10 protein-coding genes are annotated in these 14,623 nt (G+C 46.6%); 2 read left to right on the forward strand and 8 right to left on the reverse strand.

Features of this window, described 5'->3' with window-relative positions; all coding sequences use genetic code 11:
- Nucleotides 1–9: 9 nt before the first annotated feature.
- From V7S65_RS24675 to V7S65_RS24690, 4 genes are read right to left on the reverse strand one after another with little or no spacing between them, the layout of a single operon-like run.
- A complete protein-coding gene (locus V7S65_RS24675; protein ID WP_111579164.1) occupies nt 10–1,728 on the reverse strand; it encodes a sodium:solute symporter family transporter in 1,719 nt (572 codons plus the stop codon).
- 31 nt (nt 1,729–1,759) lie between these two features.
- Nucleotides 1,760–2,650, reverse strand: coding sequence for a DUF5017 domain-containing protein (locus V7S65_RS24680; RefSeq protein ID WP_079472521.1), 891 nt, complete (start codon nt 2,648–2,650; stop codon nt 1,760–1,762).
- A 23-nt stretch (nt 2,651–2,673) separates the two neighbouring features.
- Nucleotides 2,674–4,281, reverse strand: coding sequence for a RagB/SusD family nutrient uptake outer membrane protein (locus V7S65_RS24685; protein WP_336388146.1), 1,608 nt, complete (start codon nt 4,279–4,281; stop codon nt 2,674–2,676).
- A gap of 20 nt (nt 4,282–4,301) precedes the next feature.
- Nucleotides 4,302–7,469 carry a SusC/RagA family TonB-linked outer membrane protein gene (locus V7S65_RS24690; protein ID WP_336388147.1) on the reverse strand — a complete coding sequence of 1,056 codons (3,168 nt, stop codon included), beginning with the start codon at nt 7,467–7,469 and terminating at the stop codon, nt 4,302–4,304.
- A gap of 338 nt (nt 7,470–7,807) precedes the next feature.
- Here V7S65_RS24690 and V7S65_RS24695 point away from each other — a divergent pair, with 338 nt between their 5' ends.
- Nucleotides 7,808–8,821: a LacI family DNA-binding transcriptional regulator gene (locus tag V7S65_RS24695; RefSeq protein WP_079472518.1), complete on the forward strand. Its 1,014-nt coding sequence runs from the start codon at nt 7,808–7,810 to the stop codon at nt 8,819–8,821.
- Nucleotides 8,822–8,890: 69 nt separating this feature from the next.
- Here V7S65_RS24695 and V7S65_RS24700 read toward each other — a convergent pair whose 3' ends face one another.
- From V7S65_RS24700 to V7S65_RS24715, 4 genes are all read right to left on the reverse strand, one after another.
- Nucleotides 8,891–9,637 carry an SDR family oxidoreductase gene (locus V7S65_RS24700; RefSeq protein ID WP_336388148.1) on the reverse strand — a complete coding sequence of 249 codons (747 nt, stop codon included), beginning with the start codon at nt 9,635–9,637 and terminating at the stop codon, nt 8,891–8,893.
- 69 nt (nt 9,638–9,706) lie between these two features.
- Nucleotides 9,707–10,597 (reverse strand): helix-turn-helix domain-containing protein, encoded by an 891-nt coding sequence (locus V7S65_RS24705; protein ID WP_336388149.1) that lies wholly within the window; start codon nt 10,595–10,597, stop codon nt 9,707–9,709.
- Nucleotides 10,598–10,654: 57 nt separating this feature from the next.
- Nucleotides 10,655–11,410, reverse strand: a complete 756-nt coding sequence (locus V7S65_RS24710; RefSeq protein ID WP_079472516.1) for a LytR/AlgR family response regulator transcription factor — start codon at nt 11,408–11,410, stop codon at nt 10,655–10,657.
- Complete coding sequence (locus tag V7S65_RS24715) at nt 11,407–13,209, reverse strand: tetratricopeptide repeat-containing sensor histidine kinase (RefSeq protein ID WP_310219820.1); 1,803 nt, start codon at nt 13,207–13,209, stop codon at nt 11,407–11,409. The genes V7S65_RS24710 and V7S65_RS24715 overlap by 4 nt, the downstream gene beginning before the upstream one ends.
- Nucleotides 13,210–13,352: 143 nt before the next feature.
- Here V7S65_RS24715 and V7S65_RS24720 point away from each other — a divergent pair, with 143 nt between their 5' ends.
- The gene (locus tag V7S65_RS24720; protein WP_336388150.1) at nt 13,353–14,537 is read left to right on the forward strand and encodes a vWA domain-containing protein; all 1,185 of its coding nucleotides are present in this window, start codon (nt 13,353–13,355) and stop codon (nt 14,535–14,537) included.
- Nucleotides 14,538–14,623: the final 86 nt, after the last annotated feature.

Genomic DNA, 14,623 nt, shown 5'->3' on the forward strand with positions numbered 1-14,623 from the left:
ATCATCTTTTTAATTTACTAAATGCGCTGCCGGTGCTATTACCGGGTCCACTTTCACCTTCCGGGACGCCCGGAGCGGAATGGCAGCTGTTAACAGGATCACCGTGGCAATACCAGCTACCAGTGTGGCACTTTTCCCGGAAAAGAAACACAGTCCGAATAGCAGCAAAGCAATAAACGAAAGGGAAAAAGCAATTACTTTCAGGCCGAATTTGTTTTGCTTTCTTATCTCCAGTTCTTCTTTTTCATCTATTTCCCGTACAGTTTCCTTACGCTGTATTCTCAACGCTTTGAGCTGCGTATATTCATCACTGGTGAGTCCTTTATAATAAGCGTATACTTCGTACAGCGCCAGCATTATAAAAGGTAAGCCTACACCCAGCAGCATTTCGTTAGCACGACTTAAACCGGTGCCATATACCAACGGAAGGATAATTTTAAATACAAGATTAGTAGCCAGGCTGATGCCGGTAATGTATAGTGTAGCCTTCCCCGTTAGCCGTTTTGAAAACAGCGCCCATATGGGCGGCGCCAGCAACGGCCCACCGGTAACGGCGCCTATGCTCAACGTAAATTCAACGATACCGCCTATATAAGGCACAATTAAAGCGATGCCTATCATTCCCAATCCAAAGAACCAGGAGGAGATCCGGGCGATACTCATCAGTTTTTTGTCAGACGCTTTTGGGTTGATAGAACCTTTGTAGATATCATTTGTAAAAACAGCCGACACCACATTCAACGCGGTGTTCGCTGATGCAGACGTAGAGAAATACATCCCCGTAAGAATGAGTCCCATGAGGCCGGCCGGCAACACGTGCTGGCACATCATCAGGTAAGCGTTTTCTGTTTCAAGTCCCTGCAAACCCGGATTGATACTTTTATACAACATGGGCGGCAGCATCCAGAGCACGGGACTGATAATATACAACCCTGCAAAAAGATAAGCCACTTTTGATGCGGACCGGGGTACATCCACGCTGGTATAACGCTGTACAAACGTCCAGTTGCCGCCGATATAAAACACGTGGTACAATGCAAAAGCCAGGATAAAGCCCCAGGTATATTCGCCGTTCACCACGCTGAAAAACCCTTCGGGTGAGAAATGCAGAAAATGCTGCACACCACCGGCGGCATCAAAGGCCAGGGGGATAATAATAAGTATGGCCGCCGTGAGGATCACGAACTGCAAAATATCCGTTACCATTACCGCCCAGAGCCCGCCAACGGCGGTGTAGGCAATCATAAACAGGCCCAGCACCACGGTAGACGGCATCAGTGGCAGTCCGAGTGAAGCGCTTACCAGCCTGGCCACAGAATACAGCACAGAACCTTTGATCAGTAACGACACCACCATGAAAATGTAGATATAGATCTTCTGCACATCTACACCCAAACGCTCCCTGATAAATTCTGCCGCAGTGAGGTTGCCGGTGGCCTTCCACCGGGGAGCGAGGTACAGTCCTGTTACGAGTCCGCCGATACACATGGTCCATTGTATGGTGATGGCTACCCATCCGTATTTATAGGCGATGGAACCCCATGCCACGAAAGTGCCTGCGGAAAAGAAGCTCATGAAAAGTGAGAGTCCCCCGATGAACCAGGGTACTGATTCGCCTGCGGCAAAGAATGATTTGAGGTTTCTCCCTGTCCTTGAAAAGGAGAAACCCACCAGCATAATAAATAAGGAAAATACAATAATGACTGACGTATCGATTACAGTGTTCATCAAATGTTTCCGTTTAACCCCCGCTTTTCAGCTACGGGGTGATAGTTAATGTAAGTTCTTTTGTTGTTCTCTTTTCACCATTGTAACGTACCGCAGATACATCAAATATTACTTTATAAGTACCCGGTTTGGCGTAAACGTATTTATACGAAGGCAGCACAGTGCTGATATTTTTCAGCGCCACCCCTGCATCCGGCTTAATATAGAAGGGATCAAACCCTTTGGTGATCACCCAGTCTTCATTATCATCTGCATCTTTATTACCGCCAAACATCAACAGCTGCGCGGTAGTAACCGACCACACGGAGGCAGGGTTTTTAAAGTCGAATGCTTTCCAGCCCCCGCTTGACAATACGGCTAGCGGCGATACTACGCCATCTGCTGAAATATTATTGGCTTCAAAAGTCCGGATCACCCAGCGGTTTTGTCCCTGTGTTTTTTTATAGTCTGTATATTTAAAAGCAACGTAAATGCGGGCGGCAGTATTTTTCGGGTCCGCAAATTCTTTCAGGCTGATGGTACCTGATGGTGTATTGTCCTGCCCGGTGGAAAATACGGCGCGGTCCGAAATATCCGTCCAGGTGGCGGCCCTTACACTGGTGGTATCAGCTGCACCGGAATAGTTGTTAGACACCAGCAGTTGCAGATTTTTGTAGACCAGTCCAAACTGCACCAGTGATTTGAAATTTATCTGCAGATCATTTTCTGCGGTGGTGCGGTCCCTGAATTCGTAGTTGTGGCCGGGTTCACCGGAATAAAAGGTGATATTGTCCGGGTTGCCGGTAAAGTTAAAGGTAACGGTATCTCCTGCCTTATACGTAAGTGAGGAGGTAGTTACTTCCAGCGACGGTGTTGTTACTTTCTCCTTTGCGCAGGAGATAAATATAATAACAATGATCAACAGGTATATTGAATTTCGCATATTAATTACTTTTTAGCGCGGCGTTACCAACCCTTGTTCTGTTCTGCCAGGTGATTAATGGTTGTTTCAGTAGTAGGAATAGGAAACAGTACGTTCCTGGCTGTTGTATTCTTTGCGGCATTACCTGAATATTTCCATGCAGATGGCGCAGATGCGGCTACTTCAGCAGCCAGCGACTGCATCTTCGACAGGTATAGTCCCCAGCGGATCAGGTCGTGCTTACGTGCCCCTTCAAAGCTCAACTCCCTGGCCCGTTCGTCCTGCACGGCTTCGAGGAATTCATCTTTCCCCAAACCTGCCGGCAGGTCAACGGTAGCATCCGGTGTGGCCGGTGGTTTGCCATAGCCCCTTCTTCTTACCATGTTAATAGCTTCGTAAGCTTCTGCTACCGGTCCGTTCACCGCATTTTCTGCTTCAGCTTTCATCAGCAGTACATCTGCATACCGGATCACGGGGAAGTTGGTAGAATTATAGGACCTGTTTTTGGGCACCTGCGTTTCATACTCACGACGCCATTTGCCGGCAGTACGTTCATAGATCTGCGCGGGAGTATACGCCACTTTGGTAACAACGCCATTCACAATGGAATACTTGTACGGCGCGATGTTCCAATCCCTTCGCTTATCTTCTGCCGCAAACAGGTTGAATAACCTTGCAGATGGATGTACCGGACCATTTGAATAACCTACGTTATCGTCCGGCGATTCCACGCCATTTTCAATACCTACTCCGCCTGCGAGCTGCGTAGATCCCTGCTGATTGCCATACATGCCTATTTCCCACAGGCATTCTTTCGACTCGTTAATATCTTTAGAGTGATTGATGAAGATAGCGCTGTAATCCGGGTTCAGGGAATGTTTACCGGAGGTGATTACTTTGTTGACATAGGTTAATGCATCCGCATATTTTGATACATCTTTCAGTGGTTCGCCGGCCATGGTGAGATATACCTTTGCCAGGATGGCCTGCACGGCGGTGGTGGTCACCCTTTCATTGTTGGTGTAGGTACTGATATCGTTTACCAGCGGTTCGGCTGCTTTCATATCGTGGAGGATGGAAGCATACACCTCTGCCACAGAAGAGCGGGGCAGCGCGGGTTCTACAGGCGATTTGGTGGAAGACAATTTCAATGGCACGCCACCGTAGTTATCTACCAGGATAAAATAATAGTATGCCCTTAAAAAAAGCGCCTGGCCTTTAATAGCGCCTCTCTTTTTTTCATCCATCTTTGGCTTGTCCACATTTTCGAGTAACAGGTTGGCGCGGTCGATGCCCTGGTAGGCCACTTCCCAGAGTTTGCCTACGTCGAGCTGACCGGCGTCGAAATCCATCACCTTTAAATTATTCACGGTAATATTCTTGTAGAAGAATTCATCGCTCATGGACAGGAAGCTGTACAGTCCCCGGGAATACATTCTTCCGAAGTTATCTATCAGCCTGTTGTACACGCCATTCAGGGCTCTATCCAGATCGGCTTCTGTATTATAATAATTTTCCGGTGTTACAAAATCTTCCGGCTTGGTGTCCAGGAATTTGTTGCAGGCAGTGAATGTGCTGCCGGCAAAGATGCATAGCAGGAAGAGTGTTGTTATTTTTCTAACGGGAGATAATTTTATGTTGCTTGGTTTCATAATCGCAGCTTTTTAGTTCGTTAAAAGGTCACATCCAGTCCGAAGGTGATGGTTCTTGCCTTCGGATACGCGGACCAGTCGAAGCCCGGTGTTAAAGCCGATTGCCTTACAGAAACTTCAGGATCGAGTCCTGAATAATTGGTCCAGGTAATGAGATTTTGTGCGGACGTATACACCCGCAGCCCTTTTATTTTAGCCTGTTTCAGCAACGCCGCAGGTAAATTATAGCCCAGTGCCACGGTTTTAAGACGCAGGTAAGAGCCATCTTCAATAGTGCGGGAAGAATATACCAATGGTCCCTGTCCGCCTACTTTATATAATTTATTGGTCTGATTTTCGGGCGTCCAGCGATCTGCGTAGCTGGCAAACATATTCAGGAAAGACCTGGTTACATCACCGTTTTCAAATTCTATGCGGTTGGCATTCAGGATATCGTTGCCATAGCTCCACTGGAAGAATACGTTCAGGTCGAAGTTTTTGTACGTGAAATTATTGGAGATCCCGCCGGTGTGTATCGGGTTAGGATTACCGATAATGGTAAGATCGCTGTTATCTACCTGTCCGTCGCCGTTGATATCTTTAAACTTAATGTATCCCGGCTGGATGCTGCTTCTCGGATTACCGTTGTTAGGCACCTTATCTTTCAGCACATACGTTCCGTTCGACTGGTCAAAGTCGCTGTACTGGTAAACGCCGTCGAATATAAATCCATAAAACGAGGCAATCGGATGACCCGGTATAGCGATATATGGATAAGCGTTATTAAAGTTACCCCAGGTGATGCGGGAGGCGTAACTGGGTTCGCCTTCGTTCAGCTGTATTACTTTGTTGCGGTTGAAGGAGATGTTGAAGCTGGTAGACCAGGTGAACTTTTTATGCTGAACGTTCATAGTGTTCACAGAAAACTCCAGTCCTTCGTTAGACACTTTACCGATATTCCGGATACCGCTCAGGTAACCTGAAGACGGCGCCAGTGTTGCGTTTAGCAACAGGTCTTTTGTATTCTTCTTATAATAATCAGCGGTAAACATGATCCTGTTCTTCAGGAAACCCAGGTCTATCCCGATATCTGTTTGCGCGGTGGTTTCCCATTTCAGCTTGGGGAATCCCAGGTTGCTGGGAATAATGCCCTGCACGGGCGAGTTGCCAAAGCTGTAGCCGGAGTAAGGGAACAGCTGCAGCGAAGTGAGATAGGCGAAATCCGTTACCCGGTTGTTCCCGGTGGTGCCGTATCCTGCGCGTATTTTAGCATCTGACAGGAAAGATAAATTTTTCATGAAAGATTCTTCGATGATCCTCCAGGCCACCGCACCGGAAGGGAAATAAGCCCAGCGGTTGTTGTCGGGAAATTTGGAAGAACCATCCGCACGGAACGACAGCGTAAGCAGGTAGCGTGATTTATAGCCGTAGTTAACGCGACCGAGAAAAGACATCAGCGCATTGGATGATTTTGCCGTAGGTGCGGTATTGATGATCCCTTCATCCAGGCCACTCATCCCCAGCGATTCATTGGGCAGCTGGCTGGCGGAGAAGCCATAGCTATAGTAAGCCGACTTCTGCATTGTGAAACCACCCAATACATTCAGGTTATGATCTTTGTTGATCACCCTGGCGTAAGTGAGGGTGTTTTCATTGAGCCAGTTGGTTCTTTCCAGGTTGCTTACGGAGCCATTGATACCGAGTATACTGCTCTTTGGATTTCCGAGGCGGGTATTGGAATTATTGAATATTTCTTTCCGTTGCGCTTCTTTGGTAATACCACCTGCTACTCTTAACGTAAAGTATTTTGCCGGGTTGTATTCCACATATGCGTTGGCAATAAGGGTATTATTGAACAGCGGGTTATATTCATTTTTTGTAGAGATGATCGGGTTCATGCGGTATTCATTCAGCGGGTCCACATCCGGATCAAATGGTTCATTAACGAGGGAGGCATCGCTGGAAGAGTCGCCGGTTACCGGGCGGTAGCCCCAAACGCTGTACATCAGGCTGGAGGTTGGGCCGTTGGGTGTTGGCGACGCTACGGCGCCATAAGTTTTGGTAGCCGTGTAGTTTACGTTGATACCGGCTTTTACTTTATCATTCAGCCGCTGATCCACCACCGCCCTTCCCTGGTAGCGTTTAAAGCCGCTGTTAATGATGATACCATTCTGGTCCAGCAGTGAGCCGGAAAGGGAATAGGTTGTTTTATCATTACCACCTCTCAGGGAGAGGCTGTGGTTTTGCATAAATGCTTTTCTGAAGATTTGATCCTGCCAGTCGATTCCCTTTACATTCTTATAGTCGTCGAGTGTTTTATCTTCACCGAGGTAGATGGGCGTATAAAAAGCCGAGTTCTGTTCCAGCTGGTATTTCACGAACTCGTAAGGGCTCATCATCTTCTGCTTTTTGATATTTTCCTGGAAGCCCATCCAGGTTTGATAGGTAACTGTTGGCGCGCCGGTTTTACCTTTTTTAGTGGTGATAAGGATAACGCCGTTGGCGCCCCTGGCGCCGTAAATAGCAGTGGCCGAGGCGTCTTTCAGCACTTCGATGGAGGCTATTTCTTCCGGGTTGAAGATGTTGTTGGACGGGTTTTCCATCGGGAATCCGTCTACCACATACAGCGGGGAGTTTTCCTGTGTTACGGAGTTATTACCGCGGATCACGATGTTCAATGCGGATCCGGGCTGACCATCGCTGGCAGATACCTGTACGCCCGCAACGCGGCCTCCGAGGGCTTCTTCAAAGGAAGGTACCGGCGCTTTTGCCAGGTCGGCAATTTTAAATTCGCCTACCGATCCGGTAACATCTTTTCTTTTTACAGTTCCGTAACCGATTACCACCACATCGTTCAGCCCTTTTATGGAAGGCTCCAGCACAATGTTGTACACACTTCTTCCGGTAGTAAGTTTTACTTCCCTGTTCAGAAATCCTACATAGCTGAATACGAGCGTTGTGCCGGGTGCGTTACTGGTGGTAATGTGATAGATCCCGTCTTCATTAGTGATGGCGGATGTTTTGTCGTTTTTCACGCGGACCGTTACCCCTACCAGGGCGGTGCCTGCGGCTTCCGTTACTTTGCCGGTAATTGATATTTTATCAGCTGGCCCCGTGGCGGGCTGCTGTGCTGCTACATCCGTAGCAGGGAAGATGATAAAGAGCAGGAGCAATAGATACCCTGCTGATAAGAAAACATTTTTGTGCATACCCCCAAACGTGTTTTTAGAATTTTAGTCTGTATGATTCATTCACATATTTTTTTTGTGTTCCGGGCAAATCGCCGGTGGAGGTACCTACTCCATGTAATGGTGCAATATGTGAAACGTGGATGATTGGCGTAAAGTGACAGGTACAGGCACGGCTGGCGCAAAAGAGGTTGAGAGCAACAGTTCTTTCATATCGTGAGAATTTATGTGTCCAAAGATTATAACTAACTGTTACCCGATGGTAAAAAAAATGATGATTTTGCTATTGGGAACATTCCCATAAATTGGGAATGTTCCCATTTTTGATATAATTGTGTTTCTTTACATAAAAATAACCCATGAAGCGACACCAGATCACCATCGTTGACATTGCGAAAGAGCTTAATCTTTCTAAGTCAACCGTATCACGGGCTTTAACCGGTCACCCCAGTGTGAACGCAGTAACAAGGCAGGCCGTGCTGGATCTGGCGGAAAAGCTCGACTACCAGCGCAATATGCTGGCGATCAGCCTGGTTACCAGGAAAACAAATACCATAGGCATCATCGTTCCGGAATTTACCAGTTCCTATTTCCCAAATATCACCATCGGCGCGCAGGAAGTAGCCAGCAAAGCCGGCTATAACACGGTCATCTGCCAATCCAATGAAACATATGAAACGGAAGTAGCCAACACTAAAGTGATGCTGGCAAACCAGGTAGATGGTGTATTGGTGTCTATCACCAAAGAAACAAAGAACTTCGATCATTTAAAGATATTCCAGCGAAAGGGTATTCCCATCGTATTTTTTAACCGGGTATGTGATGAAATGGATGTACCCAAAGTAATTGTTGACGATTATGATGGCGCATTCCGCGCAGTAAATCATTTGATTGAAAGAGGCAGGAAAAGGATCGCACATTTATCCGGCCCGCCTTCACTCAAAATAAGTGAGAAAAGACTGAACGGCTATAAGGCCGCTTTAAGAAAGAACAATATTGAACTGGATGAAGACCTGGTAATCCCGTATGATCTGAACCTCGACAAGGTGCATATCTATGTAAACCATCTTTTAAACCTCCCCCATCCACCGGATGCCATCTTTGCCATTAACGACCCTACCGCCATTGAGATTATACAGGTGGTGAAGAAAAGAGGCTTACAGGTACCGGAAGATATTGCGGTGGTGGGCTTCAGCAACGACTTTGCATCAGGACTTATTCATCCTTCTTTAACCACGGTATCACAACCGGTAAAAGAAATCGGCGGCACGGCCGCGCAGCTGCTCATAGACCAGATCAGCCGCGATGTATCAGAATGGAAAAGTATTATCCGGGTGTTGAAAACGGAGCTGATTGTGCGGAACTCCAGTTAAAAATGGAAAAACTAACCTTCACAGGTTAGTTTTCCAACTTACAATTGTGTTGCCATTTCTGTGTTATTCTCAGATACCCTGAGCAAATCCACCATCCACCGGCAGTTCAATTGCGGTGGTAAAGGTGGCCTCAGCGGCCAGGTACAGCGCTGCAGCAGCTACCTCTTCAACGGTGCCGTGGCGTTTCAAGGGTGTTATTTCATTCCCTTGCGCGATAAATGTTTCCCTGTCTTCTTCCGTCAGGTTGGCCACTCCCATCGTTGGAGTCATAATGAAGCCCGGCGCAACTGAGTTAACACGGATCTTCCTGGGGAGTAACTCTGCTGCAAGTACTTTCGCAAATGCCTTTACAGCTTCTTTTGAACCGGAGTAAGCGCTCAGACCGGGAAAAATACGATCATTGGCGACAGTAGTAAAAATGATAGCGCCATCATCATTAATAAGCGGCTCCAGGCGCTTTACCGTAAAGAAAGCTCCTTTTGTGTTCACATTAAAGTGCTGGTCCCACGAGGCTTCCGTTACCTCCGCCAACTCCTGGAATTCTGCTGTGCCATGATTAATAAATAAATAGTCAACGCGGCCAAAGCGTTCCTCAACAAGCTGTCCTAATGCCTGTATGTCGGCCATACTGGAAGCATCGGAGCGCACTCCGTATGCTGCTGCATTGAGTGCCTGTTGAACTTCTCCTGTCTTTTTTTCATTCCGGCCAGTAAATATAACTTCAGCCCCTTCAGCCAGGAGCCTTTCCACAATGGCTAATCCCATGCCATGTGTGCCGCCGGTTACCACCGCCTTTTTACCTTTAAATCTGTTCATTATTAATTCTTTTGATGCAAAGGTAACCGGGCATTTATACCGGCTCCTTTGAGAATGTCGGGAGAAGCTTTAAGAACTACGGAATTGAGTAGGGCTTTCGCCGGTAAGGCGTTTAAAGAACACGGAAAAGTAATCCGGGTTCTCGAAGTTGAGTTCGCTGGCAATTTGTGCAATAGTCAGGTCGGTTTGCCGCATCAGTGATTTGGCATGATGCAGCCTTGTATGATGAATAATCTGAAGCGCGCTTTTGCCACTAACATTTTTTACGGTCTGTGAAAGATGCTTGGCACTGATGTATAAGCGTTTGGCATAGTCGGCCACTGCATCGGATTTCATGAAATGTTCCTGTACCAGCAACATGAAAGCGTTATATATTTTTTGCTCCCGGCTAAAGCTGGTGGTAGTGGACGCCTGTTGTTCATAAAACTTCCTTCCTTTCAGCAAAAGAATATGGAGATAATTTTTGATGATTTCCCTGCCATAAATACTATCATCATACTCCTGCTGTATCTTACCCAAAAGCTCTAAAATATCATCTTTCTCCCCGCTGGTTAAGGTAACGCCCGGAGAATTTAAATGGCTGAAATAAGGAAAGTCCCGCAGAAACCCCGGTCCGGATAAAGTAGCATGAATAAATTCAGGCTTGAAGAGAACAGAAAACCCATTACCGGGGCTGCCTATTTTTGTTTCTTTGCATGACAGCAGGCGGTAAGGACTCACAAAAAAAAGCCGGCTCTGACCAGCGGGAAACACAAAATCATCCACGCTCAGGTCACAGCCCGGATCCACTTCAAGTATGATTTCGAAATAATGATTGCGATAAGGCACTTCATTTACGCAGGCATCTCCCTCTATCCCACTCCAACTGTAAATGAAAAAGTCAGAAACCCTGGGACTGGCCGGCAGATCTGTTTTTTTAATATAATCTGATATTTCATTAAACTCCTGAATTCTCTTCATAGCTGGTTCGTATTCTATTATTCAAAAGGTTTATCAAAAGTCCATAGCTCGCAATACCTACTGAAACGCCTTTAGCAAATTATCCTTATAAGCCGCCGATACCTCCACCGCAGTACCATCATTCAAATTTACATATCCACCCGCACCTTTATGATAAGACTGCACATAATGGATATTGATGATATGCGATTTATGCACCCGCACAAACGGATGGGGCAACATCTCTGAAAAATGTTTCAGAAAACGGCATACCATCTTTTTACTTCCATTGGTTAAATAAACATCTGTAAAATTACCATTCCCTTTCAGGCGTACAATTTCGTTCATCTTCACTACGTCAAATCCATCCAGGGTGGGTAATATTACCTGTTGCATACCGGGGTTATTTTCCCGGACGTTTTCCAGGATGATGCGGTTCCTGTTCAGCCAGTGTTTCTGTTGAAGTTGTTGCTGCACTTTATTTACTGCCAGGATCAATTCTTCTATGCTCACCGGCTTCAGTAAATAGTAGGCAGCGCTCTGGTTGAGTGCTTTCAGGGAATATTCAGAAAAGGCCGTTACAAAAATAGTTTCAAACTGAAGATCCTGGCAGCCATCGAGTACGTCAAAAGCGTTGCCAAAAGGCATTTCCACATCGAGGAATACCAGCTGCGGCCGCAGTTCATGCAACAACGCGATGGCTTCCCGGCTGTTCTGGGCCGTGCCTGCCACTTCCACCTGCGGACAAAATTTCCCGAGGTAGTTTTGCAAGGCGGCCATGGCGGCAGCTTCGTCTTCCACGATCACGGAAGTGATTTTTTCTGTTAACATCATTTTTTATCCATTAAAGGAAGTTGCAGCACTACCCGTGTACCGGTGGCGCCTTCCAATGTTATTTCTTCCATCTGCAACCGGATATGAAGATGGTAAATATCATTCAGTAAACTGATCCGTTCCGTAGTGTTGGTAATGCCCCTGGATTGATACGCTTTCTGGTGAATGGTTTTCAACTTACGGCTTTCCGTGAGCCCTATTCCATCGTCTTCTATCACCACCTGTATAAACTGCGCCTGTTTTTGAAATGTTACCCGGAGCAACCCCTTCGTGGCTTTATACCGGAGCCCATGCCATACCGCATTTTCCAGGTGCGGCTGGATCAGCATATTCGGAATCATGACGGCATCGGTATCCAGTGCTTCATCAATATCCAGTATGTAGATGAATTTATCGCTGAAGCGCAGTTGCTCCAGATCCAGGTAGCTTTTCAGCTGTTCAATCTCAGTAGATAAAGGAACGAAATCCTTATTGGAATGTTCCATCACATTCCGCATCAGGCCGGAATAGGAAGTGAGATATTTGTTTGCTTCCACCTCCTTGTTTTCGGCAATGTATTGGTTTACGCTATTCAGACTGTTGAAGATAAAGTGAGGATTCATTTCCCGCCGCAACGACTGCAACGCAATTTTCTTATTCTTGATTTTAATGGCGTACAGGGAGCGGACAATAAAGAACAGCAGTACCACCATTGCTAAAATAGAGGCGATCAGGAAATAGTTAAGCTTATTTTTATTGCTGATCAGCGCCAGCTGTAATTCCTTTTCCCTTTCCAGGTCTTTGATCTTTCCTTCTGTAATATCGAACAGACTGGCATCTACGAGGGAGCTATCGGTCCGGATAAGCGTATCCAGGCGATGGAGGAAATCGTCATACCGCGTCATGGCAACGGCTTCCTTTTGCTGCTCCCGGTAGTAGCGGGTCAGCGCCAGCAGGCAGTCTTTCGTTTTTGAGGTATTTCCGCTTTTAAATGCCAGCGCGTATGCTTCCTCTAACAGGCTGCCCGTTTTTCCAGGTAGATTTTTCGTGGTGTACAGTTGTGCCAGTTCCCGCACCTGGTCTATCTGCAATTCAATGTTATCTTCCTGCTTTGCTTTTTCCAGGATCGCCTCATTCATGCGGATGGCGGCATCAATATTATTTCCTTCCACATATACCTTAGAAATTTTCTTGCTGATGTCTGCAATCTCACGGGTATTGTCGGTTTTCTCGATTGCTTTTCTATAACTGGCGATGGCATCCGAGGTATTGTTTTCCAGCAGCAGGCTGTTTCCCAGTTGCTTGTAGGCATCCGCGGCTTCTTCTTTCTTGCCGGTCTTTTCAATGATGTCTACATTGGATTGGGCGTAGTTCGTTTGCGCCCGGGGGTTGCTGTTGTTCCGCAAGCGGTTGGCATCATTGAGGTTGATGTTCACCAGGCTTTTATCTATCGCCACATCGCCGGCGGACTGGTAGTTTTGTATAGCCGGTATAATCTTGTTCTGCATTTCCTGCACTTTTGCCAGTGCGCGACCTGCAGCTGCCGCATCTTTATGATTTAATCTTGTGTAGATGTCCAGCGCTTTTTTAAGATATTCTTCCGCTTTGGCATATTCACTTTTATCCGTCAGTTCTTTTGCCAATGCCTCGTATTTACCGGCTGTTTGCAGTTCATCATCATTATTGGAAAGCGATTTCCTCAGGGCTTTTGCCGCCTTGGACACAGGAAAGGTACCACGCTTGCCGCCGGCAGAATCCTGCGCAGTTGCTGCAGACAACAACCCCAACAAGATAAATATGCAAATACAGTAACGTACCATGATCATTGATTCTACCGCAAAATAAGACTTTTCAGAACGGGCAGGCAGGTATTTCACCCATTCAATATACCATTTCACCAAGTGGTGTCCCGCCGGCTAAAGAAGACCCTTTATTTTCATGGGGTAATCTTAAATCAAACATCATGAAAACGACACTATTCGCCAGCGCCATACTGGTATCGGGCTTCCTGATATGGAAATATAATACCGGTCAGATAAGCCCGGAAACAAAAAGCATAACAGCCGCCCCGCCACCTGTTATCGCTACCACTCCTTCCGCCGCCGACAATACCCGTATACAGGTAGCCTTGCTGCTGGATACCTCTAACAGCATGGATGGGCTGATAGACCAGGCCAAATCAAGACTCTGGAATATTATCAATACCCTCACCACCCTGAAATACAAAGGTAAAACGCCTGTAATAGAAATCGCGCTCTATGAATACGGCAACGACGGCCTCTCCCGCTCGGATGATTACATCCGGCAGGTAACCCCGCTGACCACCGATCTCGATCTTATCTCCGAAAAACTATTCGCCCTTCACACCAATGGCGGATCAGAATACTGCGGCGCGGTAATCACATCTGCCGTAAAATCACTCGAGTGGGGGAAAGATGAAGCTGATATGAAGCTCATCTATATTGCAGGCAACGAGCCTTTCAACCAGGGACCGGTGAGCTATAAAACCGCCGCCGGACAAGCCATCAGCAAAAGCATCTTCATAAATACTATTTACTGCGGCGATAAACGGGAAGGAATAGCCACCCATTGGAAAGACGGCGCCGACAAAGGCGAAGGCCAGTATTTTAATATCGATTCCGACAGAAAGGTGGTTTTTATTGAAACTCCCTATGATAAAAACATTGAAGCCTGCAACGAACGGATCAACAAAACCTATATCGCATATGGCGCTTCCGGTGAGCTAAGAAAAAGCAACCAGGTAACGCAGGATAAAAATGCCCAATCTCTCTCTTCCGCCAACTCTGTAGAACGGTTTGTAAGCAAATCAAAAGCTGTTTATAAAAACGACAACTGGGATCTGGTAGACCGCGTGAAACAAGATCCCAACGTATTAAAAAGCATCAGCAAAAATGAGCTGCCCAAAGAGCTGAAAGAAAAAAGCCAGGCAGAGCTGACAACCCTGGTGGCAGAGAAAAGCAAGGAAAGGGAAAGCATTCAAAAAGAAATCGCCGTGCTGGGCAAACAACGGCAGAAATATATTGATGAGGCATTAAAGAAAACTGATAAAATTGACGACCTGGGCGCTGCCATTAACCAGTCTATTATACAGGTGGCTAACGCCAAAGGATACACCGCAGAAAAATGATTAAAAAAAGACCGGTTTATCAACGATATGCAAGGCTTCTTCCATACCATGATAACCGCTACCGCATATAGTTTAGTTACAAAACC

Source organism: Chitinophaga sp. CCNWYY40 (assembly GCF_037483205.1).
In the GTDB taxonomy this organism is placed as follows: domain Bacteria; phylum Bacteroidota; class Bacteroidia; order Chitinophagales; family Chitinophagaceae; genus Chitinophaga; species Chitinophaga ginsengisegetis.

Coding starts and splice junctions, on each gene's coding strand:
- V7S65_RS24675 (WP_111579164.1), bottom strand. CDS start 1,728: ATGAACACTGTAATCGATACGTCAGTCATTATTGTATTTTCCTTATTT.
- V7S65_RS24680 (WP_079472521.1), bottom strand. CDS start 2,650: ATGCGAAATTCAATATACCTGTTGATCATTGTTATTATATTTATCTCC.
- V7S65_RS24685 (WP_336388146.1), bottom strand. CDS start 4,281: ATGAAACCAAGCAACATAAAATTATCTCCCGTTAGAAAAATAACAACA.
- V7S65_RS24690 (WP_336388147.1), bottom strand. CDS start 7,469: ATGCACAAAAATGTTTTCTTATCAGCAGGGTATCTATTGCTCCTGCTC.
- V7S65_RS24695 (WP_079472518.1), top strand. CDS start 7,808: ATGAAGCGACACCAGATCACCATCGTTGACATTGCGAAAGAGCTTAAT.
- V7S65_RS24700 (WP_336388148.1), bottom strand. CDS start 9,637: ATGAACAGATTTAAAGGTAAAAAGGCGGTGGTAACCGGCGGCACACAT.
- V7S65_RS24705 (WP_336388149.1), bottom strand. CDS start 10,597: ATGAAGAGAATTCAGGAGTTTAATGAAATATCAGATTATATTAAAAAA.
- V7S65_RS24710 (WP_079472516.1), bottom strand. CDS start 11,410: ATGATGTTAACAGAAAAAATCACTTCCGTGATCGTGGAAGACGAAGCT.
- V7S65_RS24715 (WP_310219820.1), bottom strand. CDS start 13,209: ATGGTACGTTACTGTATTTGCATATTTATCTTGTTGGGGTTGTTGTCT.
- V7S65_RS24720 (WP_336388150.1), top strand. CDS start 13,353: ATGAAAACGACACTATTCGCCAGCGCCATACTGGTATCGGGCTTCCTG.